We start from the raw sequence: 23,480 nt of genomic DNA, 5'->3' as shown, positions 1-23,480 counted from the left end.
CCGCGGCGAGCATGGCGGCGTCGGCGACCAGCGCATTGACCGCGTCGATGCAGGCGTTGAGGTTGTGCTTGATGATGTTGTAGTCGCCGCGGTAGGTGTCGCTGATCTTCGGCGGGATGTCGCCCTTCGAGATGCGGTCGACGCAGTTGGCGGTGACGTTGAGCGGGTTGACGATGTTGGTGATGGTGTCGTTGACGCCCTTGACGAGCTGCTTCCAGCCGCCGACGAAGAGATCGGCGTTGGCGCGCTTGTCGAGTTCGCCGTCGGCGGCGGCGCGGATGATGAGGTCGGTCTGCGCCAGCAGGTCGGTCATCGTCCGCACCATGTTGTTGAGGTTGGTCTTGATGAGGTTGAAGTCGCCGTTGTAGCTGTCGCTGATGAGCGGCGGGATGACGCCCTTCGCGATGTCGTCCACGTAGCGGGCGGTGACGTTGAGCGGGTTGATGACTGCGTCGAGGGTGTCATTGACGCCCTGGACCACCTTCTGGAAGTCGCCCTGATGCTTCGAGGCGTCGGCGCGCGTCGCCAGCTTGCCGGCGACGGCGGCGCGGGCCAGCAGGTCGGCATCGGCGATCATCCGCTGCACGGCCGCCTGCACCGACTCCACCCCCTTCGCCAGCTGGCCGACCTCGTCCCGGCTGTCGATATCGACCTTGAAGTCGAAGTCGCCGGTCGCCATCCTGCTGGTGGCGGCGACCATCCTGCTGGTCGGGCCGGTGATCGAGCGGGTGATCAGGAGGGCCAGCAGGCTGCCGATCACGACGCCGAAGGCGCTCAGGCCGAGGATCAGGTTGCGGGTCGATGCGGCGAGGCTTTCCGCTTCCGCGCCGACCTTCTCGGCGAGCTCGGTCTGGTAGTCGATGAAGGTGTTGACGACCTTGACGTAGGCGTCGAAGGCGGGGCGGTAGCTCTCGTTGAAATACCTGACCGCCTCGTCCCACTGCTTCGCCTTGCCCATCTCCTCGAGCTTCAGCGAGGCGGTGACGAAGCCCTTGCGGGCCTCCTTGGCGGCATCGAGTGCAGCCTTGCCCTTGTCGCCGTAGCTGAACTTGTCGAGCGCGTCGAAGCTGGCGCTGACCTGCTTGCGTCCTTCGGCGATCTTCTCGATCTCGCTGCGGGTCGCCTCGTCGTTCCTCAGGAGCAGCATGTTGCGATGCCAGCGGCCGACGCCGTTGATGCCGTCGATGATGTCGTTGGCGAGCTTGGTCTTGACGTTCTTGTCCTTGACCAGCCCGGCGATTTCATTCTGCAGGTCACCGACGCGGCTGACGCCGATGGCGGCGACGACGACCAGCAGCAACAGGGCGATGCCGAAGCCGATGCTGAGGCGGATGCCGATCTTGAGATTGGAAAGCATGGGGAGACCTCTCTGAGGATGAAGCGAAGGATGGTTGGACGATCCCGTCATGGCGGCACTGGCGCTGGTCTCGGGTCAGGGCGGGCGGTACCGCGGATGCTCTGTCGCGAAGCGATTCCGGTCGGCGCGAGCGCTCTTCATCACGGCTTCCTTCAGGCAATCGCCGCCGGCAGGCGCTGCGACAGGCGCTGGCTTTCGCGGGCGCTGGCGCGTTCGACCAGCGCCGCGACGTCGACGATCAGCGCGACGTCACCGGTGCCGAGGATGGTCGAACCGCCGATTCCGCGCAGGTGCTTGAACAGCGCGCCAAGCGGCTTGATCACGGTCTGGAACTCGCCGAGCAGCGCATCGACCACGAGGCCGGCCTTGTGCCCCGCGTACTGGACGATGACCACGTTCTGGCGAGCGGGAGCCTCGCCGCCGATGTCGAACAGTTCGCGCAGGCGGACGAAGGGCAGGACCTCGCCACGCAGGTTGAGGTAGTTGCGTTCGCCCGGAACGTCGGCGAGTTCGATGCATTCGACGACCGAGTCGAGCGGCACGACGTAGGAGGCCTTGCCGACGCCGGTCAGGAAGCCGTCGATGATCGCCAGCGTCAGCGGCAGGCGGATGGTGAATGTCGAGCCTTCGCCCTCGATCGAGGCGACCTCGATGCTGCCGCGCAGGGACTGGATGTTGCGCCGGACGACGTCCATGCCGACGCCGCGGCCCGAGATGTTGGTCACCTGGTCGGCGGTCGAGAAGCCGGCCTCGAAGATCAGGTTGGTGATTTCCTGGTCGCTCGGCGTCGCGCTGGCGTCGAGCAGACCCTTGTCGATCGCCTTGTTGCGGATCTTGTCGCGCGGCAGGCCGCCGCCATCGTCGCTGACTTCGATGACGACGCTGCCGGAATCGTGATAGGCGTTGAGCTGCACCGTTCCGTTCTCGGGCTTGCCGCGTTCGGCGCGCAGCGCCGCTCCCTCGATGCCGTGGTCGATGGCATTGCGGACCAGATGCATCAGCGGGTCGCCGAGTTTCTCGACGACCGATTTGTCGAGTTCGGTCTCGGCGCCGGTGATGACGAGATCGATGCTCTTGCCGAGTTCGCGCGAGCTGTCGCGGATGACGCGATTGAAGCGGTTGAACGTTTCCCCGATCTGTACCATCCGCAGTTGCAGCGCCGAGTCGCGGATGTCCTCGACGAGCCGCAGGAGGATCGAGGTCGATTCCATCAGGTCGGACTGGCCGCTGCGCTGCGCGAGCAGGTTGGCGCCAGCGCCGGCGATGACCATTTCGCCGACCAGGTCGATCAGTTGATCGAGCTTGTCGGCGTGCACCCGCACCATGCGCGCTTCGACGGCCTTCTTCTCGGCGATGACGGTCTGCCGGCTGGCGGCGGCGTCGACGAGTTCCCGGTGCACCACCTTCTGGTCGACGAGGATGTCGCCGATCGGCAGCGGCCGTGCTGCGGCGCCGTCGGCCGTGACGGTGTGGGTACCCGTCTGCAGCGCCAATCCCTCTTCGAGTTCGGCGGTTGTCAGCGCACCCGAGCGAATGAGGATTTCGCCGAGGCGCATCGGGTCTTCCGGCAGCGCATTGATCAGCTCGATGTATTCGCTGATCTTCGAGTGTGGCGGCAGGATGCGCAGCGCGCAGTCGTCACGGACGAATTCGAAGACCTGCTCGATCTGCGCCTTCGAGGCGCGCGTCTGGAAGCGGATCTCGAAGCCGAGATAGCAGCACTCGGGGTCCATCTCCGCCGCCGCCGGCATGCCGTCGGCCAGCGTCGTGATGGCGATGATCTCGCCGAGCGAACTCAGGTACTGCAGGAAGGAGAGCGGGTCCATGCCGTTGCGCAGGACACCGGTGCCAAAGCGTATCGAGATGTGCCAGGCGTCGGTATGGACGACGACGCCGCCCGACGCTTCGAGATCGCTGCCGTGCTCGACCGGCAGTTCGGCGCCTGGCGCGCCGCCGGCCGCCTGCCTGCCGTCGAGGAACTGCTCGCTGAGCCTTGCCAGCAATGCATCGCCGCGCGCCTGCAGTTCGGCCGCAGGTTGCGGCAGGCCGGCGGCGAGGACTGCCAGCAGTGCGCCGATGTGGTCGCAGCATTCGAGCATCACGGTCGACAGTTCGCCGCTGACCGGGATTTCGCCGTTGCGCAGCTTGTCGAGGACGTTCTCGACCCTGTGCGTGAAGGCTTCGATGAACGTGCTCTCGACGACGCCGGAGCCGCCCTTGATCGTGTGCGCCGCGCGAAAGATCGCGTTCAGGTTGTCGGTGTCGCCGGGATTCTGCTCGAGGCGCAGCAGGCCGTCTTCCATCGCGGTCAACTGGTCGCGGCTCTCATTGACGAAGGTGCTGGTCAGCTCATCCATTCTGCTACCTCATCAGTGCTGTGTGCAGGGCTTTCAGGCTTTCGCGGGGATCACCATCGGGTCCCCGAAGACGCCGACGAGATCGCAGAAATCGAGAATCTGCTGGACGCGGGGGCTGTGGCCGCTGATCGTCACCTGCCTGCCCTGCTGCACGCTTTCGCGCTTGAGCAGGAGCAGCAGCTGCAGGCCGGCGGTGTCCATTTCGCCGACGCCGGAGAGTTCGAGTTCGAGGTGCGGGGTCGCCGCCAGTGCAGCGAGCAGTTGCTCCTTCTGTGCCTGGGCCTGGTAGATCGTCATGTCGTCGCAAAGGGTCAGTCGGCTGCCTGTCGGAGTGCTCATCGGTTTTCCTCGTGGTCGTCGGTGCGGCGGCTCAGAACAGCTCGACGTTCGATGTCCTGCTCGCCACCGCGGGCGACATGGCCGCCGTCGCGCGCGACGCTCCGCTTGCGGCGCGGGTGGCCGGGTGGCTGCGTGTTGCGGCCATCGCCTGCGCGTGTGCATCGCGCTGCTGCGCCATGACATAGGACGAGAACACCTGCTGCATCTGCTGGCCCAGCGGTTCGACAGCGTCTTCGCGGCGGACGTCGACGCCTGCTTCGAGCACTCCGGCGAGGGTCCCGGCGTGGCGGTCGAGACGCTCTATGGCGCCGATCACCTGCTCGATCTGCTGTCGTGTCACGTCCTGGAACTGAACGCTGGCGAGTGCATCGATGAACATTGCGCCGAGCTTGCCGCTGCTCTCGTTGATCGTCGCCAGAATCGTCCGCTCGCGGGCGCTGAGGTGCTCGTAACTGTCGCCAAGCAGTGCGAGTTGCTCGGCAAAGTGCTCGAGACTCTGGCGCTCCTCGTCGATGTGCGAATGTTCGAGTCGGTCGGAAGACTGGCTCTCGATGATGTGGGCGACGGCGGCGATGCCGTCGTTGATCTTCTTGACCGCGGTCTCGGTCTCCTGCGACAGCTTGCGCACTTCGTCGGCGACGACGGCAAAGCCGCGTCCCGCCTCACCGGCGCGCGCGGCTTCGATTGCCGCGTTGAGGGCGAGCAGGTTGGTCTGTCCGGCGATGTGCCGGATGAGGTCGACCAGAGCCTGCAGGGCTCTGGCTTCGCGCACGGCGTCGGCGCTGCGCGCCTGATCCTGCATGGTTTCCTGGATGCGCTGCGCGATGAAGGCTTTCAGCCTGTCGATCAGGTGACGATTGGCACCGAGCGTGTCCTCGGAGTCGCGCGCCATCGACTCCGCCTCGGCGGTGGCGCCGGAGACGAAGCGGTTGAGCTCGTTGACCACCTCGTCGATCGTCTGCAGGCGCGAGGTGACCTCATACGCGGCCTTCTCGGTCTGTTCGACGACACTGCGCAGGTGGCCGACGAGGACCCTGTTGAACGGCGGGATGTCCCTCAGTTCGGGCAGCGCGACACGCTGGCAGACCTTGTTCGAGGGGCAGGCCGGGCGTTCGTCGCGGAGCCTGCCGTCGATCCCCATGTGGCTGTCGTGATAGAGCCCGCGCGAGATCAGTTGCTGCAGGGCGACGAAGAGCAGCAGGCTGCTGGCAGCCAGCAGCGTGTCGATGCTGCGGTTGCCGAGGTCGAGGCGCTGGCCGAGGAGGTCGTCGTACCAGGCATGCGTCAGGAAAACGAGCATCACGGCGATGACGCCGGCGGCGATGCCGGTGATCAGCGTACGCTGCTGGAACTGTCGGTAGGGCGGGTTGTCCGGGGTGTTCATCGCCGACGCTTACCGGATTACCAGCTTGATGGTGTTCAGCAGGTCGTCTGCAGTCGCCGGCTTGACGATCCACCCCGAGGCGCCCGCCGCCTTCGCTTCGAGCTTGCGGCTCTGCTGTGATTCGGTGGTCAGGAAGAGGATCGGCAGGAAGCGGTAGGGGCCCAGCGAGCGAACCTTCTTGATCAGCTCGATGCCGTTCATTCCCGGCATGTTGAGATCGGTGATCAACAGGTCGACCTTGACGCCGGCGCTGAACTTCTGCAGCGCTTCCTCGGCGCTGGCCGCCTTCTCGACGGTGTAGCCGGCCTTGCCGAGGATGCTCGACACGCTGAGCAGGATGGTCGCCGAGTCGTCGACGAGGAAGATTGTCTTTGCCACGTTGAGCCCTCCATCGGTTGCTGCCGGCTGCCGCCGTGCGTCCTGTTCGATGAGGAAGTAGCGTAGTGGCGTCGCTGTCGCGTCGCCATCCGGAAATTCACGGGAGGATCCGTGGAAATACGGAGGGGAGCGCGCTGCCGGCGGCAGTGCCGGATCGCAGGCGCCGGTCGCGGTCCGGCGTCGTTTCGGCTAGACTGCAGGCTCGTGCCTGTCCACCCGGAGGTCGCGCGATGTCAAGCAGGAAACTCCGATCGGTGCTGCAGAAGCCACCGCGGGCCGCTGATGGCAAGCCGCGGCTGGCCGCGCGGCAGCCGCCGGAAGCTCAGCCGGGCGGCCGCTTGCCGATCGCCATCGCCACCAGTTGGGCCGCCGTGCCGGCACCGGCCTTGGCCATGATGCTGGCGCGGTGGCTTTCGACCGTCCGCTCGCTGATGCCCAGTTCGGCGGCGATGACCTTGCTGCGCTTGCCGTCGATGATGCCGGCGAGCACCTCCTTCTCGCGCGTCGTCAGCGCCTGCTGCCAGCCGCCGTTGCCGGCGGTCGCCGCCGCGGCTTCGGCGACACGGCGCAGCGCCTGGTTTACCCGCTCGATCAGTTGCTGCACGTTGAAGGGCTTCTCGATGACGTCGAAGGCGCCGAGGCGCATCGCGCGCACGGCAGTCGTCACGTCGGCGTGGCCGGTGAGGAAGATCACCGGCAGATGCGGTTCCCGTTCGCGCAGCCAGTCGTGGATTTCCGGTCCGGTGATTCGTGGCATGCGGATGTCGAGCAGGACGCAGGCGGCCCTCGCCGGTTGCCAGCGGCGCATGAAATCCTCGCCCGATGCGTACTCTTCGGCGACCAGTCCGATGCTCGTCAGGACTTCGCTGAGAAAGCGGCGAATCTGCGCGTCGTCATCGACGATGCAGACCGTCTGCTTGCCGGATGCAGTCATGAGGCGCGGAAGGAGGGCATGGCTGAATCCCAGGAAGGCTTCCTGGCCGATTCTAACGACTTTTGGAGCTTCCATCCACTGCCGGCAGACGCTTCTCGCTGGTGCTGCGGACGATCTCCGGGTGTCGCTGCCGGCCGGGCTGAGGCGGGCCGGCGATGAGCACGGTCGTGGCGTGCGCGCCTGAGCCCCGGCCGCCGGCGCCGCCGCGCGAGAGCGAGCGTCTGCTGGCGATGGGCGCGGTCGCAGCCGGTCTGGCGCATGACTTCAACAATCTGCTGCTTGCCATCCAGGGATTCTCCGGGTTGGCGAAGGCGCTTCTGCGGGCCGGCGGGGAGACTGAGCGCGTGCTTTCGTACGTCGACGAGATCGAGACGGCCGGCCAGCGCGCGCAACTCCTCGTGCGACAGGTGGCGGCGCTGGCACGCGAGGGGGAGCCACGGCTCGACGCGGCGGCATGTGTGGGGGTTGGCCGCGAAGTGGCTGCCGCATTCGCCGGCAGCGTGGCGGACACGGTGGCGATCGTCGTGGCGATCGACGACGAGCTGCCGCCGATCGCCGTCGATCGCTCGCACCTGCACCGGATCTGGGCCAACCTGTGCCGCAATGCCTGCCAGGCGATGGGCGATGCCGGTACCGTCGTCCTTTCCGCTCGCCGGGCCGGCGTCGTCGAGGGTGAACGGTGCGCCGCGTGTCACAGTGGCTTTGGCGGCGATTTCGTTCGCCTGGCGGTCAGCGATGAGGGCCATGGGATAGCGGGGGCGATCCGCGACCGGATCTTCGAGCCCTTCTTCAGCTGCGACCAGCGCGGTTCGCGGCTCGGTCTCGGGCTCACCGCGGTGGCCGCGCTGGTGCATCACTACGGCGGCCATCTGCAGGTCGTCGATCGCGCGGCGGGAGGGACTGAGGTGGCCGCCTTCCTGCCATCGTCCGGCGAGCGGCCGGCGGCGACGGCGGAGCGGGGCTGAATTCGCTGCGGCAGAGCATCAGGCGGGGGGCGCTGCGTCCAGCCAGCGCGTGACGGCAGCGAGCAGGGCGTCGATCGAGAACGGTTTGGCGACGAAATCGTTGATTCCGGCGTTCCGGCATGCGTCGGCCACGTCGTCAGGGGCACTGCCGCTCAGGGCGATGACCGGAACCGACGCGTACTGCGGCAGCTGGCGAATGCGGCGCGTCGCCTCGAAGCCGTCGATCACCGGCAACTGCAGGTCCATCAGGATCAGTGCGTAGCGCGTGTCTGTGGCGAGGCTGACCGCCTCTTCACCGCTGCGCGCGCAATCGGCCTGCAGGTCGATGCCTGCCAGCATCGCGAGAATCAGGTTGCGGTTCGTCCGCTCGTCGTCAACGATCAGCAGGCGCATGTCCATGCGTCTCCGGTTCGCGCTCGCGCGGCAGCGAAACATTCGTCGTGGCCGGCGATTTGGCATAACATGGCTGGCCCCATGAACCAGTTTCGAGGAGACGGAGATGCATATCGGCGTACCCAGGGAGATCAAGAACCACGAATATCGCGTCGGCCTGACGCCTTCATCGGTACGGGAGATGGTGGCGCATGGTCATCGCGTGACGGTCGAGAGCGGCGCCGGACGCGGCATCGGCGCGACCGACGAAGTCTATCAGAAAGCCGGGGCGGTGATAGCAGCCACCGCCGAGGAGATCTTTGCCACTGCCGAGATGATCGTCAAGGTCAAGGAGCCGCAGGCGGGCGAGCGCGCCATGCTGCGCGAGGGGCAGATCCTCTACACCTACCTGCATCTGGCGCCCGATCCCGAGCAGTGTGCCGACCTGGTGCAGAGTGGTGCCGTCTGCATCGCCTACGAGACGGTGACGCAGCCGGGCGGCGGTCTGCCCTTGCTGGCGCCGATGTCCGAGGTCGCCGGCCGGCTGTCGGTGCAGGCCGGCGCCTACTGCCTGGAGAAGGCGCATGGCGGCATGGGCGTCCTGCTCGGTGGCGTCGCCGGCGTGCCTTCGGCGCGGATCGTCATTCTCGGCGGCGGCGTCGTCGGCTCGAACGCGGCGCAGATCGCCGTCGGCAGCGGCGCGCAGGTGGTGGTGATCGACCGCAACATCGACGTCCTGCGGCGCATGGACCGGCTTCTCGGCGCGCGCGTGATGACCGTTTTTTCCAACCGTGACAACGTCGAGCAGCACGTGCTGCGCGCCGACCTCGTCATCGGCGGCGTCCTGATTCCGGGCGCCGCTGCGCCGAAGCTGATCAGCCGGCAGATGGTCGACGCGATGAAGCCGGGTTCGGTGATCGTCGACGTGGCGATCGACCAGGGTGGCTGCTGCGAGACGGCGAAGGCGACGACGCATGCCGCACCGACCTACATGGTCGGCAACGTCGTGCATTACTGCGTCGCCAACATGCCGGGCGGCGTGCCGCGCACCTCGACCTACGCCCTGAACAACGCGACGCTGCCGTTCGCGCTGCAGATTGCCGACAAGGGCTGGCGGCAGGCGCTGCAGGACGACGAGCACCTGCGCAACGGGCTGAACGTCGCTTTCGGCAAGGTGACCTGCCGTGAGGTCGCCGAGGACCTCGGTTACGCGTACCACGACGCGAGTTCAGTGCTGGCTGCTGGCTGAGACGGAGGTGGGCCGCGGAGAGCCCGCGGCCGCCATCGGCTGGCCGGCGGCCCGGCGCCGATCAGACGGCCGGCCCCTTGGGGGGGCCGGCTTGCGATTTCCTTTGCGGATCGGGTAGCCGGCCCCTTTGGGGGGCCGGCTGGGGAGGGATGCTCAGACGCTGCGGCGCTTGCGCAGGCCGCCGAGCGCGGCGATGCCGAGGAGCGCGATCGACGCCGGCTTCGCCGGCGCCTCGCCCTGACCCTGCCGACCGCTTGCGGTCGTTGCAGGCATGTGGTCGTCGTTGCTTGCTGGCGTGCTGCTCATGTCGAGCACAAAGCAGATTTCGTGCCAGTATTGCAGTGCCCTGTTATAAATGGAATTGATTTCTTGTCTACGGCTTTACTGTAAAGAAAGCCGACGTTCGGCAGCCCGCTGGCGACGCGCCCATCCTTCGCCGGATCATGGTTGCGCGTGCCGGCCCTCGTGGCGCTGGGACGCTTCGTCAACCGTCAGGAGGCTGTCCCGCTGTCACGGACGCTGTGCAGGACTCACGCGATGCGAACGGTGTCGCCTCGAACCGATGGATGATGAGCGGGCGCCCATGTGCCAGCAGTCGCACACGCCGTCGCCGAACTCGGGACGTGCCGCATTGCCAGTCTGTGACGTTCCACCCGACCCTCTGCGGCGTGAAGCGGCTGGACGGCGATGGCGCCTGCGTATCCAGTGCGTCGCCGTAGTGGCCGCAACGAGTCCTCCATGCTCCCTCCGCCCCCAGCCGTCGTTCTGATCCTCGGCACGGACGCCGCCGGCAAGGACCATGTCGCCGAGTTCCTGATCCGCCGCTGGCGAGCGGCAGGCCATCGCGTCGAGAAGCGCGCCGGCGGCTTCGCTGCGCCGGCCGCCGACGCCCGCTCCAGCAGCGAACGCAAGGGGAGCTGGGGTCGGTTTCAGGAGCGCGCGTTCCTCGGCCTGTTCCCGCTGCTGCGCCCGCTGCTGCCGGCAGTGGCCGGCTGGCTCCTGGCCCGCGACCGGCGCCGCTTTCGGCCGTCGGCCGTTCCCCTGGTGGTGGTCAGCCATACCGCGCTGCGGCTGCTGGCGCTGGTTCTCGGCCAGCAGCGCGACGGGAGGATCGCCCTCGCCCGTCGCCCGACGTTGGCACGGGCCCTGCGTGCGGCGGCGCCGCCCGGAACGATGGTCGCGGTGCTCGATGTCGCTGCGGAGACTCGCCGCCGGCGGATTGCCGCCCGGATTCAATCGGGCACCGTCGATCCTTTCGACCACTACATGCTCGCCGACCCGGAACGCGCCGAGCGCATCGAAGGCTGCCTGGTCGAACTGGCGACCCGCTACCTGAGCGCGACCGTCATCAGGAACGACGACCCGGATGACGCCGCACTCGAAAGCGAACTCGCTCGCGCGCTCGGCGCGCCCGTTGCGTTCCTCCACCGTTGAAGCCGCGGGCAGGTGCAGGCGCAGCGGCCTGTCGACCAGCCCATCAGGCGATCAGCCTGCCAGCAAGCCAGGCGCGTCACGCGCCTTCAAGACTCATGAAATGAATGTATGGCATTCGTCAATAAAGAAAGCAAGCTTTCAAGCCTGGCCGTGCGCAGCGCCATCTTGTCGTCGTACTCGACCTTCTCGCGCTGATGGAGCTCCTCGGCCCGGGCATGTTGGCGCCGCGCTGCGGGAGGCGTTACGCCAACGGGTGCCCGCATCAGCGCCCTTCGCCGCGCGCCGCGAGGTAGATGCCGACGAGCAGGAGGACGAAGCCGACCCCCTGCGCGAAGGCGAACGATTCGCCGAAGAAGAGCCAGGCGAGGAGTGCGCTGCCGACCGGCTCACCGAGGGTGACGACGGCGATGAAGGTCGGCGAGACGTGCTTCAGCGACCAGTTGTACGAGCTGTGGCCGAGCAGTTGCGGGCCGACCGCCATGCCGACGGCGACCAGATAGGCAGCCGAGCTGTAGCCCGCAAGCGGGGTGCCGCTGCCCAGGCAGGCGAGGACGAGGAAGAGCGCGGCGCTGCCGTAGGCGAGCCAGACGTAGGCGGGCAGCGGCAGGTTGGCGCGCAGCCGGCGGCCGAGCAGCAGATAGGCGGAAAAGCACCAGCTGCCGGCGACGGCGAGGAAGTTGCCGAGCAGCGGGTTGCTGCCGGCGTCGCTGCCGCGGCTGTCACTCCAGAAGATCAGCAGGCTGCCGCTGAGCGAGATGGCGATGCCGACGCCCATCAGCCGGCTCGGCCGCTCGCCGAAGAGCAGGAACGAGGCGATGCCGATCCACAGCAGGTTGGTCGTCACCAGCGCCGTGCTGCTCGCCACCGAGGTGTATTCCAGTGAGCTGATCCAGGTCGCGAAGTGCAGCGCGAGAAAGAAGCCGGCGCCGGCGGTGAGCAGCGCCTGCCGCGCGCCCAGCGCGCGCAGCGTGCGCGTCGATTGCCAGAGCGCGAGCGGCGTGATGATCAGCGCCGCGAGGCCCAGCCGCAGTGTCGCGATGGCCAGCGACGGCAGCCCCTCGGCCTGCGCGAAGCGTGCCAGGATGGCGCCGAAGGAGATCGCCAGCAGGCCGACGGCGAGGACGAGGAAGGGTAGCCAGCGTGGCGGCGCGCCTGCCTGCTCAGGTGGCCCGGGCGGCATGGCCTCCTTCGAGATAGGCGGCATGCACCTCGGGATTCTCGAGCAGCTCGCGACCCGTGCCGGCGAGGACGATCTGCCCGTGCTGCAGGACGTAGCCGCGGTGCGCGACGCGCAGCGCGTGGTGGGCGTTCTGTTCGACGAGGAGGATCGTCATGCCGTGCTCGCGATTGAGTTCGCGGACGATCTGGAAGATCTTCTTGATGTACAGCGGCGCCAGGCCGAGCGAGGGCTCGTCGAGCAGCAGCAACTGCGGCCGGCACATCAGCGCGCGGGCGATCGCCAGCATCTGCTGCTCGCCGCCGGAAAGGGTGCCGGCGCGCTGCTGGCTGCGTTCCTCGAGGATCGGGAAAAGTGCGTACATGCGCTTCAGGTCGACGGCGAAGTTCGCTTCCTCGCCGAGCACGGCGCCCATCTGCAGGTTCTCGAGCACCGTCATGCGCTGGAAGATGCGCCGCCCTTCGGGGACCAGCGCGATGCCGCGGCGGGCGATGTCGTGCGTGGCGAGGCGCGTGATGTCCTCACCGTCGAAGACGATGCGCCCACCGGAGGCGCGCGGCTGGCCGAAGATGCTCATCATCAGCGTCGACTTGCCGGCGCCGTTGGCGCCGATCAGCGTCACCACCTCGCCGACCTGCACCGACAGGTCGACGCCGTGCAGCGCATGGATGGCGCCGTAGTGGGCGTGTACGCCCGCCAGTTCGAGCATCATGGGCGTACCCCCGCGGCAAGTTCCTCGTCGGCATCTTCCTCACCGAGGTAGGCCTTGATCACGTTCGGGTCGCGCTGCACTTCCGCCGGCGTTCCCTCGGCGATCTTGCGGCCGTAGTTGAGGACGCAGATGTGGTCGGAGACATTCATGACGACGCTCATGTCGTGCTCGATGAGCAGGATGGCGATGCCCTCGTCGCTCGCCAGGTGCTTCAGGAGGACGTTGAGCTCGGCCGACTCGCGCGGGTTGAGGCCGGCGGCCGGCTCGTCGAGGCAGAGCAGCAGCGGCTCGACGCAGAGCGCGCGGGCGATCTCGATGCGGCGCTGCATGCCGTAGGGCAGGCCGCCGGCAGCGGTGTCGGCCTGGTCGATCAGCTGCAGCCGTGTCAGCCAGCCGACCGCCCGGTCGATCGCCGCCTGCTCGGCACGGCGGTAGCCGGGCAGGCCGAGGAGGCCGGCGAGCGAAAAGCGCGAGGCGCCCTGTAGCATGTTGTGCTGGGCGACGATCAGGTTCTCGAGCACCGTCATCTGTGGAAACAGGCGGATGTTCTGGAAGGTGCGGACGACCTGCGCCTTGCGCGCCACCTCGTGGCTCGCCAGTTGCTCGAGGCGCATGCTGCCGCGCCGCGGATGGTTGAGGCGGATGCTGCCGGTCGTCGGCTTGTAGAAACCGGTCAGGCAGTTGAAGAAGGTCGTCTTGCCGGCGCCGTTGGGGCCGATGACGCCGGTGATCTGGCGCGCGCCGACGTCGAGCGACAGGTCGTCGATCGCCAGCAGGCCGCCGAAGCGCATCGTCAGCCGTTCGACGCTGAGCAGCGGAGTGGTCGCCGGCGTCATCGCCCGTCTCCCGGCCGGCGATGGCGCAGCGTCGGCTCGCGGTGCGCGAGGATGCCGCCCGGCTTCCAGATCATGATCAGGATCATCGCCGCGCCGAAGAGCAGCATGCGGTACTCGGCGAAGTCGCGCCCGAGTTCCGGCAGCAGCACCAGCACCAGCGAGGCGAGGACGACGCCGAGCTGGCTGCCCATGCCGCCGAGGACGACGATGGCGAGGATGATCGCCGATTCGTTGAAGGTGAAGGATTCCGGCGAGATGAAGCCCTGCCGGGCGGCGAAGAAGACGCCGGCGAAGCCGCCAAGCATGGCGCCGATGGCGAAGGCCGAGAGCTTGACGTTGCGCGCATTGATGCCCATCGCCTTGCAGGCGATCTCGTCCTCGCGCATCGCTTCCCAGGCGCGGCCGGCCGGCAGCCTGCGCATGCGCGAGACGAAGAGGTTGGTGAGCAGCGCGAGGCCGAGGATCAGGTAGTAGAGGAAGATCAGGCGCTGGTTCGGCGAGTAGTCGAGGCCGAAGAACGAGGCGAAGGTCGGCGCGTCGCCGGGCGGCTTGAACGGCAGCCCGAAGAACGACGGCCGGGGGATCGAGGTGATGCCGTTCGGACCGCCGGACATCTCGGTCCAGTTGACCAGGATGACGCGGATGATCTCGCCGAAGCCGAGGGTGACGATCGCCAGGTAGTCGCCGCGCAGGCGCAGCGTCGGCCAGCCCAGGATGATGCCGAAGGCCGCCGCCATCGCCCCGGCGACCGGCAGCGCCTGCCAGAAGCCCCAGCCGAGCTGCGTCGACAACAGACCGTAGGTGTAGGCGCCGACGGCGTAGAAGGCGACGTAGCCGAGGTCGAGCAGTCCGGCGAGGCCGACGACGACGTTCAGGCCCCAGCCGAGCATGACGTAGATCAGCACCGTCGTCGCCGTGTCGACGACGTAGCGGTTGTCGGAGAAGACGATCGGCAGCAGCAGTGCGACGGCGAGCGCGGCCCAGCCGATCCCGGTGAGCAGCGCACCGCCCGCCGCCGGGCGCGCACCGGTGGTCGCCTCGGCTGCCGTTTCGCGCGCCAGCCGGCGCGCGCGCAGGAGGTCGCTGGCGTAACGCAGCAACAGGCGGCCGGCGAAGCAGGCGGCGACGAAGGCGAGCAGGGCCGGCCAGCGGCTGGCGACACGCAGCACGCCGCCCTGGTCGACGGTGGTCAGGCCGATCATCGGGATGCCGAGCAGCAGGGCGATCAGGGCGGTGGCGGCGGCGTCCCTGAGGCGTTCCGCCGGCGACGTCGGCTGGCGGGCAATGACCAGCGTGTTCATCAGACCTTCTCCACTTCAGGCCGGCCGAGCAGGCCGGAGGGGCGGAACATGAGGACCAGGATGAGGATGCTGAAGGTCGCCACGTCCTTGTACTCGGCCGACAGGTAGGCGGCCCAGAAGGCCTCGATGAGGCCGATCAGCAGGCCGCCGAGCATGGCGCCCGGCAGCGAGCCGATGCCGCCGAGGACGGCGGCGGTGAAGGCCTTGATGCCGGCGACGAAGCCGATGAAGAAATCGACGACGCCGTAATACACCGTCACCATGACGCCGGCGACGGCGGCCAGCGCCGCACCGAGCATGAAGGTGAGCGAGATGGTGCGGTCGACGTTGATGCCGAGCAGCGCGGTCATCGTTCGGTCCTGCTCGCACGATCGCTGCTGGCGGCCGAACGAGGTGCTGCCGATCAGCCAGGTGAAGGCGGCCATCAGCGCAATGGTGACGATGACGATCAGGATCTGCGTATAGGCGAGGCGGACGGTGAAGCCGTCGATCGTCAGCAGGTCGATGCCACCGACGAGGACCGGCGAGATCGGCTTGACGCGCGCGCCCTGCGTCAGTTGCACCATGTTCTGCAGGAAGATCGACATGCCGATCGCCGAGATCAATGGCGCGAGCCGCGTCGAGCCGCGCAGCGGGCGGTAGGCGATGCGCTCGACGGTCCACCCGTAGACCGAGGTGAACAGGACGGCGACCAGGAGAACGAGGAGCAGCGCGAGCGGGATCGAGCTGATGCCGAAGCCGGCGAGCAGCGTGAACGCGGTCACCGCGATGAAGGCGCTGACCATGTAGATGTCGCCATGCGCGAAGTTGATCATGCCGATGATGCCGTAGACCATCGTGTAGCCGATGGCGATCAGGCCATAGACGGCGCCCAGGGTGAGGCCGTTGATCAGTTGTTGCAAGGCCAGAGCCATGATCCTTCTCCTTGTTGCATGCGACGTGACCGCAGGTGACGCGGCTTCACTGGGCTAGCGGTAACTCGGGCATCTTGCAAATCTATTCCGGATTCTCAGGAGTACTTCGCCTTTCGGGATAGCTGCAACTGCCCCAGTGCGGTACAGCACCAAACGCTTCTTGCTCACGAATGCCCATTTCTTATCGATAACTGCTTTCAGTGCGCTAACGCTCTTCAAAATTCACGCAATAACCATGGATCCCTCTTACCAGCTGGCGCAAGAACGACTTCCGCTAACAAGCCTACGGTCTTGAACTGGGAGTGAGTAGCCAATGCTGACCGTAGAAACAAGATGTCACGACGGAGATGTCCGTCGTTTGCGAGGCGTTCGTTGGATGTCATTGCCGAGCGGAAGGTGGACTGCCTTCTTTGGGTCCTTTTCATAATTCGACATCAGGTTGTAATCGATCTGGTAGGTCCTTGCTGGCAATAAACCGAACTCATACTTTTCGAGCAGCTCGATCAAGCGATCGCCGTCGATCAATTCGATGGGTTTGCAACCCGGACGGCGGGCAGCATCCCGAGCATTGTCAGTGAAGTAGCCTGTGGTGAAAAAGATTCCTTTCTCGGCATCGCCAACAGCACCCTGAAAACCCTGCACTTCTCCTGAAGAGACCGGACCGGAGTAACGTTTGCATTGAAAGGCAACTTTGGCTGTGACGATTGGTCCCAAGGGAAGGTATCCTTCGCCGTCGATGCCGTTGTCACCGGTACCCCCAGTGACTCTGACTCTTTCTAGACCGAGATGCTTGAGGAGATCGGCACAAAACTTCTCGAATGATTCGGATGAGAGCGCTTGGAGTTGGACGAGTAACTCTTCAGCATATCCGTTCGGCGGACTTGTTACAGACGGCTGATCGTCGACAGATTCTGGCAGAGGTTTCGGCGCTTCTGCCCGTTTGTCGGCACGAATGGATCCCCACTTTCTGGCTATTTCGCGTGCTTGATCGTAGGTGAGGTGGAGTGACTGGCTGGATGGTGTGAGCATCTAGATTCCGTGTTTTGGTGACGACAGTAGCCCTTCCCAAACAAGATATTGACGAGCCCAGGCGACCTGATTCGGGAACCGCAAACTGCCACTCCCGAGTTTGGCAAATCGCTTTTCATCTGGAACATGCGCAAGCCGGGCGACCGAGTTGTAAACCTCTCTCGGCGTAGCCGATCCGTTCAATTCCCGCAGTGCGTCGAGTATGTACGGCATCCACTGTACAAACTCCGCTTGTCTCTTGTCTGTCGTCTGTGGGGTCATGATGTTGTTCAACTCTGCGATGGAAAGCCGGCTTTGCTCCCGGATTCCGCCTCCGGGTGAAGCCAAGAAGTCACTGAATTTCGGCGCGCAAGCGGGAAAGCGCTTCAGCGCCTGGGAGCAGCGTCACCGTTCCATTCTCAATCTCTCCCTCGCGTTTTTCAACTTCTTCAGCCCAGGCGTTTTCAACGTCTGGCTCAACGTCAAGACTGGCGATCAGCTTTTCCACCAGGCGAGCGCGTAGGACAGCAGGCAGACGCAGCACTTCGGCCTCGAGTTCCTCAACGGTGGCGGACATGGCTTTCTCCCGATGGAGTGATCAGATGGCTGCAGAGTGCCACAAGGGAACGCGGGCGGGCAACCTGCCAGCGCGGCTGGTGCTTCACTCTCCCTCGTCGAGCGCCATCAGCCCGGCATTGCCGCCGGCGGCCGTGGTATCGACGCTCAGCGTGCGCTCGCAGGCGAAGCGGTAGAGATAGTGCGGGCCGCCGGCCTTCGGCCCGGTTCCCGACAGGCCCTCGCCGCCGAAGGGTTGCACGCCGACGACGGCGCCGATGATGTTCCGGTTGACGTAGGTGTTGCCGACGTGCAGGCGGCTGGTGATGCGCTGGATGGTCTCGTCGATGCGGCTGTGGATGCCCAGCGTCAGGCCGTAGCCGGTCCCGGCGATGGCGGCGCAGACGGCGTCGAGGTCCTCGGCGCGCCAGCGGATGACGTGCAGGATCGGCCCGAAGACCTCGCGCTCGAGGCGGCCGAGGCTGTCGATCTCGTAGGCGCGCGGGGCGAAGAAGGTGCCGTGCCGCGTCGCTTCCTCGTCGACGCTGCAGGTGTGGATCGGCTGCGCGAAGCTGTCGAGCCAGCGCGCGTGCGCCTGCAGCACCTGTCGTGCCGCTTCGTCGATCACCGGCCCGACGTCGGTTTCGAGGTCGGCCGGGTTGCCGATGCGCAGTTCCTGCATGGCGCCGGCGAGCAATTCGCAGACGCGGTCGGCGATGTCGGCCTGGATGAACAGCACGCGCAGCGCCGAGCAGCGCTGGCCGGCGGAGTTGAAGGCCGAGGCGACGACATCGCGCACGACCTGTTCCGGCAGCGCCGAGGAATCGGCGATCAGCGCGTTCTGCCCGCCCGTTTCGGCGATCAGCGGCAGCAAGGGTCCCTCGCTGGCGGCGAGCGTGCGGGCGATCAGGCGCGCCACCTCGGTCGAGCCGGTGAAGGCGACGCCGGCGCACTCGCGGCCACCGACCAGCGCTGCGCCGATGCGCCCGTCGCCGGGCAGGAAGGCAAGCGCCGCCGGCGGGATGCCGGCACTGTGCAGCAGCTCGACCGCCAGCGCCGCCACCAGCGGCGTCTGCTCCGCCGGCTTGGCGACGACGCAGTTGCCGGCGGCCAGAGCCGCGGCGACCTGGCCGACGAAGATCGCGAGCGGGAAGTTCCACGGGCTGATGCAGACGAAGACGCCGCGGCCGTGCAGCGAGAGGCTGTTGCGTTCGCCGGTCGGGCCCGGCAGCAGGATCGGCGCGGAGAACCTTTCCTTCGCCTGCGCGGCGTAGTAGCGGCAGAAGTCGATCGCCTCGCGCACCTCGGAGACGGCGTCGGCCTGCGTCCGGCCGCCTTCGCGGACAATCAGCGCGACGAGTTCCGGCAGGCGTCCCTGCATCAGGTCGGCGGCGCGCATCAGTGCCGCTGCGCGTTCGCCGGCCGGCTTCGCTTCCCACTCCGGAAAGGCCTGCTGCGCCGTCGTCAGCGCCTGGCGGGCGTCGTCCTCGCCGGCCTCGATCACCAGGCCGACGATGTCGCGCTGGTCGCTCGGCGAGCGCACGGCTCGGCTGGCGCCGGCACGCGCCCGGCCGTCGATCAGCGGCGCGGCGACGTAGCTGACGCGCGTGCTGTGTTCGATCGCGTGCCGCAGGTCCTCGAGGGTCGTCTTGTCGTTCATGTCCAGTCCTTCGCTGTTGGCGCGCTCGGCACCGAAGAGGTGGCGCGGCAGGGGAATCCGTGTCTGCCGCTTGTCCGTCAGTGCGGCGGCCTTGTCGACCGGGTCGGCGAGCAGCGTGTCGATCGGCAGATCGGCGTCGGCGATGCGATTGACGAACGATGAGTTGGCGCCGTTCTCGAGCAGGCGGCGAACCAGGTAGGCGAGCAGGTCCTCATGGCTGCCGACCGGCGCGTAGACGCGGCAGGCGCGCCCCCATCGGTCCTCACCGACGATCTGGTCGTACAGTTCCTCGCCCATGCCGTGCAGCCGCTGATACTCCCATTCGTCGCTGCCGCCGGCGCTGATCGCCAGTTCGGCGACGGCCGCCAGCGTGTGCGCGTTGTGCGTCGCGAAAGCCGGGTAGAAGGCCTGCGGATCGGCAAACAGGCGGCGCGCACAGGCGAGGTAGGAGAGGTCGCTCGACACCTTGCGGGTGAACACGGGATAGTCGACGAGCCCGCGCTCCTGCGCCAGCTTGATCTCGGCGTCCCAGTAGGCGCCCTTGCACAGGCGCACCATCAGCCGCCGGCTGCCGCGATGGGCGAGGTCGGCCAGCCAGTCGAGCAGCGGCAGGGCGCGTTTCTGGTACGCCTGGACGGCGAGCCCGAGGCCGTTCCAGCCGGCGAGTTCGGAGTCCAGCGCCAGCGCCTCGATGAGGTCGAGCGAGATCTCGAGGCGATCGGCTTCCTCGGCGTCGATCGTGAAGCCGATGTTGCGTGCCCTGGCGCGCACGGCGAGTTCCTTGACCGCCGGCAGCAACTCGTGGCGTACGCGCCGCTCGTTGGCGACCTCGTAGCGCGGGTGCAGTGCCGACAGCTTGATCGAGATCGACGGCGCCTCGAAGGCCGGCCGGCCGGCGGCGGCGTCGCCGATGGCGGCGATCGCGTCGCTGTAGGATTCGAAGTAGCGCAGCGCGTCGGCGCTGCTGCGCGCCGCCTCGCCAAGCATGTCGTAGGAATGGCGGTAGCCGGCCTTCTCGGCAGCGCGCGCCCGTTCGATCGCTTCGTGGATGTTGCGCCCCATGACGAACTGGCGGCCGAGGATGCGCATGGCGGTGATCACCGCCTGCCGGATCACCGGTTCGCCGGCGCGCGCGACCAGCCGCTTCAGCGTGCCGCCGAGATTGCGGTCCTGGTTGTCGAGATTGACGATGCGGCCGGTAAGCATCAGCGCCCAGGTGCCGGCGTTGACGAAAGTACTGTGCGAGGCGCCGAGTCGCTTTTCCCACTCGGTGTTGCCGATCTTGTCGCGGATCAGGCGATCGACGGTTGCCGCGTCGGGGATGCGCAGCAACGCCTCGGCGAGACACATGAGGACGACGCCCTCACGTGAAGAGAGGTCGTAGGTGGCGAGGAAGGCGTCGATGCCGCCGGTCTTGAGACGGCTGTCGCGCACCGTCTGCACCAAGGGTGCCGCCCGGGCGTGGATTCCCTGCTGCTCGGAGCTGCTGCAGCGGGCGAGCGCGACGAGTTCATCGACGACCCGCGCTTCATCGATGCGGTGGTACTCGCGCAGCCGCTGGCGCAGGAGTCGGGTACGGGCTGGGGTGTGGGCTTCGCTCATGCTGCTGTCCAGTCGGGTTGCCGACGCCAGCGGGCGTCGCGCGGGATCGGCCATGGTGCCGCCGGCCGCCGGTGGTCGCCGTTGCCTGCTGACCGGCGGCCCGCGCCGCCGGTCTGTTTGCGACGCGGCCGGCGCAGCGGCGGGGCGATGCGGGCGCCGCCGTGCGATGCCCGGCCGGGCGCGACACGGCGGCGGTCCAAGGTCTTACTTCTTGACGTAGTCGTACTGGCCGCCCTTCCACTGGTAGACCATGAAGCCCGGCAGCTTGTTGTCGCCCTTGCCGTCGAAGCTGAGCTTGCCGATGACGGTGTCGAAACTGCCTTCACGCAGCGCCTTCTCCATGTCGGCATACCTGGTGCTCTTGGCCTTGGTGGCCGCTTCGGCGAACAGCTGCATGGCGGCGTAGGCATACATCACGTAGCCCTCGGGCTCGACCTTGGCGTCACGGAACTTCTTCACCACGCCGGCAGCCGCCTGGTTCTTGCGCGGGTCGGGCGCGAAGGTGAAGATGACGTTGTCGGCAGCCGGGCCGGCAGCGGTGACGAGTTCCGAATTGGTCATCGTGTCGCCGCCCATGACCGTCAGCTTCAGTCCCGCCTGCTGCGCCTGACGCAGGATCAGGGCGACTTCGGTATGGTAGCCACCGAACGCCATGACGCTGACGCCGGCCGCCTTGAGCTTGCTGACCAGGCCCGAGTAGTCCTTCTCGCCGGCGGTGATCGACTCGCGCAGTGCCGGCTTGACGCCCTTGGCTTCCATCGCCTTGGCGATCTCGTCGGCGAGGCCCTTGCCGTAGGCGCTCTTGTCGTCGACAACGGCGATCTTCTGGCCCTTGAAGTTCTCGGCGAGGAAGGTGCCGGCGACCAGTCCCTGCTGGTCATCGCGGCCCATGATGCGGAAGATGTTCTTCAGTCCGCGCTCGGTCACCTGCGGGTTGGTCGAGACCGTCGCCATCGGGATCTGCGCCTCGTTGTAGACGTCGGAAGCGGGGATCGTCGAGCTCGAACACCAGTGGCCATGCATGAAGCTGATCTTCTTGTTGACCATCGTGTTGGCCACCGAGACCGCCTGCTTCGGGTCGCAGGCATCGTCGCCGACCTCGAGTTTCAGCTTCTGGCCGAGGACGCCGCCCTTGGCGTTGATGTCGGCGATCGCCATTTCCGCGCCCTTGCGGATCTGGTCGCCGGCCGAGGCATACTGGCCGGTCATCGGGCCGGCAATGGCGACCACGATGTCGGCGTAGACGCTGGTGGCGGCGAGTGAGAGCAGCCCGAGACTGGCTGCCAGGATGTGCTTCTTCATGTGTTTCCTCCTTGGTTACGGTGGTCGTTGAGATAGGTGACGAGTGACGCACCCGCATCGAGCACGTGCGCCCGAGTGAGTTCTGCCGCCGCGTCGGGGTCCCGGCGGGCGAACGCGTCGAGGATCTCGGCGTGTTCCTGCCTGGTTTTCGGCATTTCGGTGGTGACCGAAAGGAGGGCGCGCACGTAGCGCTCGACCCGGTTGTACAGCGAGCGGATCTCGCCGAGCAGGATCGGGCGCGCGGCTGCCGCATAGAGCGTCGAGTGGAACAGCCAGTTCAGCTCGCCCCAGCGGCGGCCGTCACCGGCGCGGGAGAATTCCTCCAGGTGCTGGCGCGCCTCGTCGATCGTCGGCTGGCTGATCAGCGGTGCCGCCAGGCGTGCCGCGCGGGCCTCGAGCAGCGCGCGGATCTCCATGTATTCGTTGATCTCCGCCGCCGAGAGCGAGGCGACGACGACGCCGCGGTTGCGCAGGAAGGTGACGAGGCCCTTGGCCTCGAGGTGTTTCAGCGCTTCGCGAACGGGAATCTTGCTGACGTGGAAGTGGGCGGCGATCTCGTCCTGCCGCAGCAGTTCTCCGGCCGGCAGCAGGCCATCGACGATCGCCTTTTTCAGCGTCTGAGCGACATGATCCGACGCGCTCAGGCGAGGCACTTTCTGCGCAGCGACCAACTCGAGGGCTGAAGGCGTCGGCAAGGGGCTAAACTCCGAATATCGTATACGATATAAACGGCGAGGCGTGACCATACAGGCGGATTTCGGGTCTGGCAAGCTGCACTGCAACATTTGTTGCCGTTGGCGGCTGGCGGCCGCGAGCGGCATGGCGCGACCGCGTCCTCCGGGCGGTTGCGACGACCGGGATGCAGGCGGGCGCAGGAGCCTGGCGCCGGTCGCTTGCCCACGACGACGCGGCGCCGCCGCATGGCTCGCTGCCGTTGCCGGCAGCCGCCGTCGCTTCAGTCGCCCGGCCGTCCGCCGGCAGGCGGATTGCGCTGGCCGCCGCCGCTGGCGTCCGCCAGCCTGCTGCCGCCGGCGAGATGGGCGAGGCCGCCGACGGCGCCGACGAGGACGCGATTGAGGAAGACCGTCAGTGCCACCAGGGCGGCGGCCGAGGAGCTGACGCCGGACTGGGCGAGGACGAGCGCCATCGTTCCCTCGCGTACACCGAGACCGCCCGGTGACAGGGGCAGCACCGTCGCCAGGTAGACCAGCGGCATCGTCACCAGCAGGGTCGGCAGGCCGAGGTCGATGGCGAGCCCGCGGCCGATGGTCTGGACGACGACGATGTCGATCAACTGGAAGGCGATCGACAGGAGCAGCGCCAGCAGCAGGTCGGTCTCGCCGATGCCGCGCAGCACGCCGATGACCGCCTGCAGGCGGGCGAGGAGCGCGGCCGGCAGCGATCGATCGGCCGTCGTCGGCACTGTCCAACGGCGGTCGATCCAGCGCAGGCAGCGGGGCAGCGCGAGGAGCCCGGCGAGGAACAGAACAGCCGCTCCGGGTCTTCGAGGAGCGCGGCGAGTATAGGGGAGCGCGTCCGCTCCGACAGGGACTATTTCTCGTTTCTGGCGTTGCCACATCTGGCTGCCGGCGGTGGTGGCCGGCGCGCACGATCGTCGATTTGCCGCATAATCTGGCCTGCCGC

At 67.1% G+C, this 23,480-nt stretch carries 23 protein-coding genes; 3 read left to right on the top strand and 20 right to left on the bottom strand.

Features of this window, described 5'->3' with window-relative positions:
* The 6 genes from NFW30_RS13835 to NFW30_RS13810 form a co-directional block, all read right to left on the bottom strand.
* On the bottom strand, positions 1-1,357 hold a 1,357-nt coding region (locus NFW30_RS13835), incomplete at its 3' end, for an MCP four helix bundle domain-containing protein (protein ID WP_295356319.1).
* Positions 1,358-1,509: 152 nt separating this feature from the next.
* Positions 1,510-3,714 carry a chemotaxis protein CheA gene (locus NFW30_RS13830; RefSeq protein ID WP_295356318.1) on the bottom strand — a complete coding sequence of 735 codons (2,205 nt, stop codon included), beginning with the start codon at positions 3,712-3,714 and terminating at the stop codon, positions 1,510-1,512.
* Positions 3,715-3,747: 33 nt separating this feature from the next.
* Complete coding sequence (locus tag NFW30_RS13825; protein WP_295356316.1) at positions 3,748-4,053, bottom strand: STAS domain-containing protein; 306 nt, start codon at positions 4,051-4,053, stop codon at positions 3,748-3,750.
* 31 nt (positions 4,054-4,084) lie between these two features.
* A complete protein-coding gene (locus NFW30_RS13820; protein WP_295356315.1) occupies positions 4,085-5,437 on the bottom strand; it encodes a methyl-accepting chemotaxis protein in 1,353 nt (450 codons plus the stop codon).
* Positions 5,438-5,446: 9 nt separating this feature from the next.
* Complete coding sequence (locus tag NFW30_RS13815; protein WP_295356313.1) at positions 5,447-5,815, bottom strand: response regulator; 369 nt, start codon at positions 5,813-5,815, stop codon at positions 5,447-5,449.
* A gap of 322 nt (positions 5,816-6,137) precedes the next feature.
* Positions 6,138-6,824, bottom strand: coding sequence for a response regulator (locus NFW30_RS13810; protein WP_295356311.1), 687 nt, complete (start codon positions 6,822-6,824; stop codon positions 6,138-6,140).
* An 80-nt stretch (positions 6,825-6,904) separates the two neighbouring features.
* Between NFW30_RS13810 and NFW30_RS13805 the strand changes: the two genes are divergently transcribed.
* Positions 6,905-7,714 (top strand): ATP-binding protein, encoded by an 810-nt coding sequence (locus NFW30_RS13805; protein ID WP_295356309.1) that lies wholly within the window; start codon positions 6,905-6,907, stop codon positions 7,712-7,714.
* An 18-nt stretch (positions 7,715-7,732) separates the two neighbouring features.
* Here NFW30_RS13805 and NFW30_RS13800 read toward each other — a convergent pair whose 3' ends face one another.
* Positions 7,733-8,113: a response regulator gene (locus tag NFW30_RS13800; protein WP_295356307.1), complete on the bottom strand. Its 381-nt coding sequence runs from the start codon at positions 8,111-8,113 to the stop codon at positions 7,733-7,735.
* 100 nt (positions 8,114-8,213) lie between these two features.
* Here NFW30_RS13800 and ald point away from each other — a divergent pair, with 100 nt between their 5' ends.
* The gene (ald, locus tag NFW30_RS13795) at positions 8,214-9,335 is read left to right on the top strand and encodes an alanine dehydrogenase (RefSeq protein WP_295356305.1); all 1,122 of its coding nucleotides are present in this window, start codon (positions 8,214-8,216) and stop codon (positions 9,333-9,335) included.
* Between the two features lie 153 nt (positions 9,336-9,488).
* Here ald and NFW30_RS13790 read toward each other — a convergent pair whose 3' ends face one another.
* Complete coding sequence (locus NFW30_RS13790; RefSeq protein ID WP_295356303.1) at positions 9,489-9,641, bottom strand: hypothetical protein; 153 nt, start codon at positions 9,639-9,641, stop codon at positions 9,489-9,491.
* Positions 9,642-10,073: 432 nt separating this feature from the next.
* Here NFW30_RS13790 and NFW30_RS13785 point away from each other — a divergent pair, with 432 nt between their 5' ends.
* Entirely contained in the window at positions 10,074-10,769 is a 696-nt protein-coding gene (locus tag NFW30_RS13785; protein WP_295356301.1) for a hypothetical protein, read from the top strand.
* Positions 10,770-11,031: 262 nt separating this feature from the next.
* On the opposite strand, the gene NFW30_RS13780 is transcribed toward NFW30_RS13785, so the two are convergent.
* From NFW30_RS13780 to NFW30_RS13730, 12 genes are all read right to left on the bottom strand, one after another.
* Positions 11,032-11,973: a DMT family transporter gene (locus NFW30_RS13780; RefSeq protein ID WP_295356299.1), complete on the bottom strand. Its 942-nt coding sequence runs from the start codon at positions 11,971-11,973 to the stop codon at positions 11,032-11,034.
* On the bottom strand, positions 11,930-12,655 hold the full coding sequence (locus NFW30_RS13775) for an ABC transporter ATP-binding protein (RefSeq protein WP_295356321.1): 726 nt from the start codon (positions 12,653-12,655) through the stop codon (positions 11,930-11,932). The genes NFW30_RS13780 and NFW30_RS13775 overlap by 44 nt, the downstream gene beginning before the upstream one ends.
* On the bottom strand, positions 12,655-13,494 hold the full coding sequence (locus NFW30_RS13770) for an ATP-binding cassette domain-containing protein (RefSeq protein WP_295356297.1): 840 nt from the start codon (positions 13,492-13,494) through the stop codon (positions 12,655-12,657). Before NFW30_RS13770 ends, NFW30_RS13775 begins: the two co-directional genes overlap by 1 nt.
* Complete coding sequence (livM, locus tag NFW30_RS13765) at positions 13,491-14,795, bottom strand: high-affinity branched-chain amino acid ABC transporter permease LivM (protein ID WP_295356295.1); 1,305 nt, start codon at positions 14,793-14,795, stop codon at positions 13,491-13,493. Before livM ends, NFW30_RS13770 begins: the two co-directional genes overlap by 4 nt.
* Complete coding sequence (locus NFW30_RS13760) at positions 14,795-15,709, bottom strand: branched-chain amino acid ABC transporter permease LivH (protein WP_295356294.1); 915 nt, start codon at positions 15,707-15,709, stop codon at positions 14,795-14,797. The genes livM and NFW30_RS13760 overlap by 1 nt, the downstream gene beginning before the upstream one ends.
* Before the next feature lie 336 nt (positions 15,710-16,045).
* Entirely contained in the window at positions 16,046-16,738 is a 693-nt protein-coding gene (locus NFW30_RS13755; RefSeq protein WP_295356292.1) for a restriction endonuclease, read from the bottom strand.
* Positions 16,739-16,951: a winged helix-turn-helix domain-containing protein gene (locus NFW30_RS20095; RefSeq protein ID WP_363322110.1), complete on the bottom strand. Its 213-nt coding sequence runs from the start codon at positions 16,949-16,951 to the stop codon at positions 16,739-16,741.
* A gap of 118 nt (positions 16,952-17,069) precedes the next feature.
* On the bottom strand, positions 17,070-17,294 hold the full coding sequence (locus tag NFW30_RS13750) for an addiction module protein (protein WP_295356290.1): 225 nt from the start codon (positions 17,292-17,294) through the stop codon (positions 17,070-17,072).
* Between the two features lie 84 nt (positions 17,295-17,378).
* Positions 17,379-20,534 carry a bifunctional proline dehydrogenase/L-glutamate gamma-semialdehyde dehydrogenase PutA gene (gene putA / locus NFW30_RS13745; protein WP_295356289.1) on the bottom strand — a complete coding sequence of 1,052 codons (3,156 nt, stop codon included), beginning with the start codon at positions 20,532-20,534 and terminating at the stop codon, positions 17,379-17,381.
* Between the two features lie 204 nt (positions 20,535-20,738).
* Positions 20,739-21,836 carry a branched-chain amino acid ABC transporter substrate-binding protein gene (locus NFW30_RS13740; protein WP_295356287.1) on the bottom strand — a complete coding sequence of 366 codons (1,098 nt, stop codon included), beginning with the start codon at positions 21,834-21,836 and terminating at the stop codon, positions 20,739-20,741.
* Positions 21,833-22,531 (bottom strand): GntR family transcriptional regulator, encoded by a 699-nt coding sequence (locus tag NFW30_RS13735; protein ID WP_295356284.1) that lies wholly within the window; start codon positions 22,529-22,531, stop codon positions 21,833-21,835. The genes NFW30_RS13740 and NFW30_RS13735 overlap by 4 nt, the downstream gene beginning before the upstream one ends.
* Positions 22,532-22,791: 260 nt before the next feature.
* Positions 22,792-23,415 carry a lysylphosphatidylglycerol synthase transmembrane domain-containing protein gene (locus tag NFW30_RS13730; protein ID WP_295356283.1) on the bottom strand — a complete coding sequence of 208 codons (624 nt, stop codon included), beginning with the start codon at positions 23,413-23,415 and terminating at the stop codon, positions 22,792-22,794.
* Between the last annotated feature and the right edge of the window lie 65 nt (positions 23,416-23,480).

Source organism: Accumulibacter sp., assembly GCF_023806635.1.
In the GTDB taxonomy this organism is placed as follows: Bacteria; Pseudomonadota; Gammaproteobacteria; order Burkholderiales; family Rhodocyclaceae; genus Accumulibacter.
This window is presented reverse-complemented; position numbering and strand designations above follow the sequence as displayed.

Coding starts and splice junctions, on each gene's coding strand:
- NFW30_RS20095 (WP_363322110.1), bottom strand. CDS start 16,951: ATGCCGTACATACTCGACGCACTGCGGGAATTGAACGGATCGGCTACG.
- NFW30_RS13785 (WP_295356301.1), top strand. CDS start 10,074: ATGCTCCCTCCGCCCCCAGCCGTCGTTCTGATCCTCGGCACGGACGCC.
- NFW30_RS13820 (WP_295356315.1), bottom strand. CDS start 5,437: ATGAACACCCCGGACAACCCGCCCTACCGACAGTTCCAGCAGCGTACG.
- NFW30_RS13750 (WP_295356290.1), bottom strand. CDS start 17,294: ATGTCCGCCACCGTTGAGGAACTCGAGGCCGAAGTGCTGCGTCTGCCT.
- ald (WP_295356305.1), top strand. CDS start 8,214: ATGCATATCGGCGTACCCAGGGAGATCAAGAACCACGAATATCGCGTC.
- NFW30_RS13830 (WP_295356318.1), bottom strand. CDS start 3,714: ATGGATGAGCTGACCAGCACCTTCGTCAATGAGAGCCGCGACCAGTTG.
- NFW30_RS13810 (WP_295356311.1), bottom strand. CDS start 6,824: ATGGAAGCTCCAAAAGTCGTTAGAATCGGCCAGGAAGCCTTCCTGGGA.
- livM (WP_295356295.1), bottom strand. CDS start 14,795: ATGAACACGCTGGTCATTGCCCGCCAGCCGACGTCGCCGGCGGAACGC.
- NFW30_RS13825 (WP_295356316.1), bottom strand. CDS start 4,053: ATGAGCACTCCGACAGGCAGCCGACTGACCCTTTGCGACGACATGACG.
- NFW30_RS13770 (WP_295356297.1), bottom strand. CDS start 13,494: ATGACGCCGGCGACCACTCCGCTGCTCAGCGTCGAACGGCTGACGATG.
- NFW30_RS13800 (WP_295356307.1), bottom strand. CDS start 8,113: ATGGACATGCGCCTGCTGATCGTTGACGACGAGCGGACGAACCGCAAC.
- NFW30_RS13755 (WP_295356292.1), bottom strand. CDS start 16,738: ATGCTCACACCATCCAGCCAGTCACTCCACCTCACCTACGATCAAGCA.
- NFW30_RS13730 (WP_295356283.1), bottom strand. CDS start 23,415: ATGTGGCAACGCCAGAAACGAGAAATAGTCCCTGTCGGAGCGGACGCG.
- NFW30_RS13790 (WP_295356303.1), bottom strand. CDS start 9,641: ATGAGCAGCACGCCAGCAAGCAACGACGACCACATGCCTGCAACGACC.
- NFW30_RS13760 (WP_295356294.1), bottom strand. CDS start 15,709: ATGGCTCTGGCCTTGCAACAACTGATCAACGGCCTCACCCTGGGCGCC.
- NFW30_RS13780 (WP_295356299.1), bottom strand. CDS start 11,973: ATGCCGCCTATCTCGAAGGAGGCCATGCCGCCCGGGCCACCTGAGCAG.
- NFW30_RS13740 (WP_295356287.1), bottom strand. CDS start 21,836: ATGAAGAAGCACATCCTGGCAGCCAGTCTCGGGCTGCTCTCACTCGCC.
- putA (WP_295356289.1), bottom strand. CDS start 20,534: ATGAGCGAAGCCCACACCCCAGCCCGTACCCGACTCCTGCGCCAGCGG.
- NFW30_RS13775 (WP_295356321.1), bottom strand. CDS start 12,655: ATGCTCGAACTGGCGGGCGTACACGCCCACTACGGCGCCATCCATGCG.
- NFW30_RS13805 (WP_295356309.1), top strand. CDS start 6,905: ATGAGCACGGTCGTGGCGTGCGCGCCTGAGCCCCGGCCGCCGGCGCCG.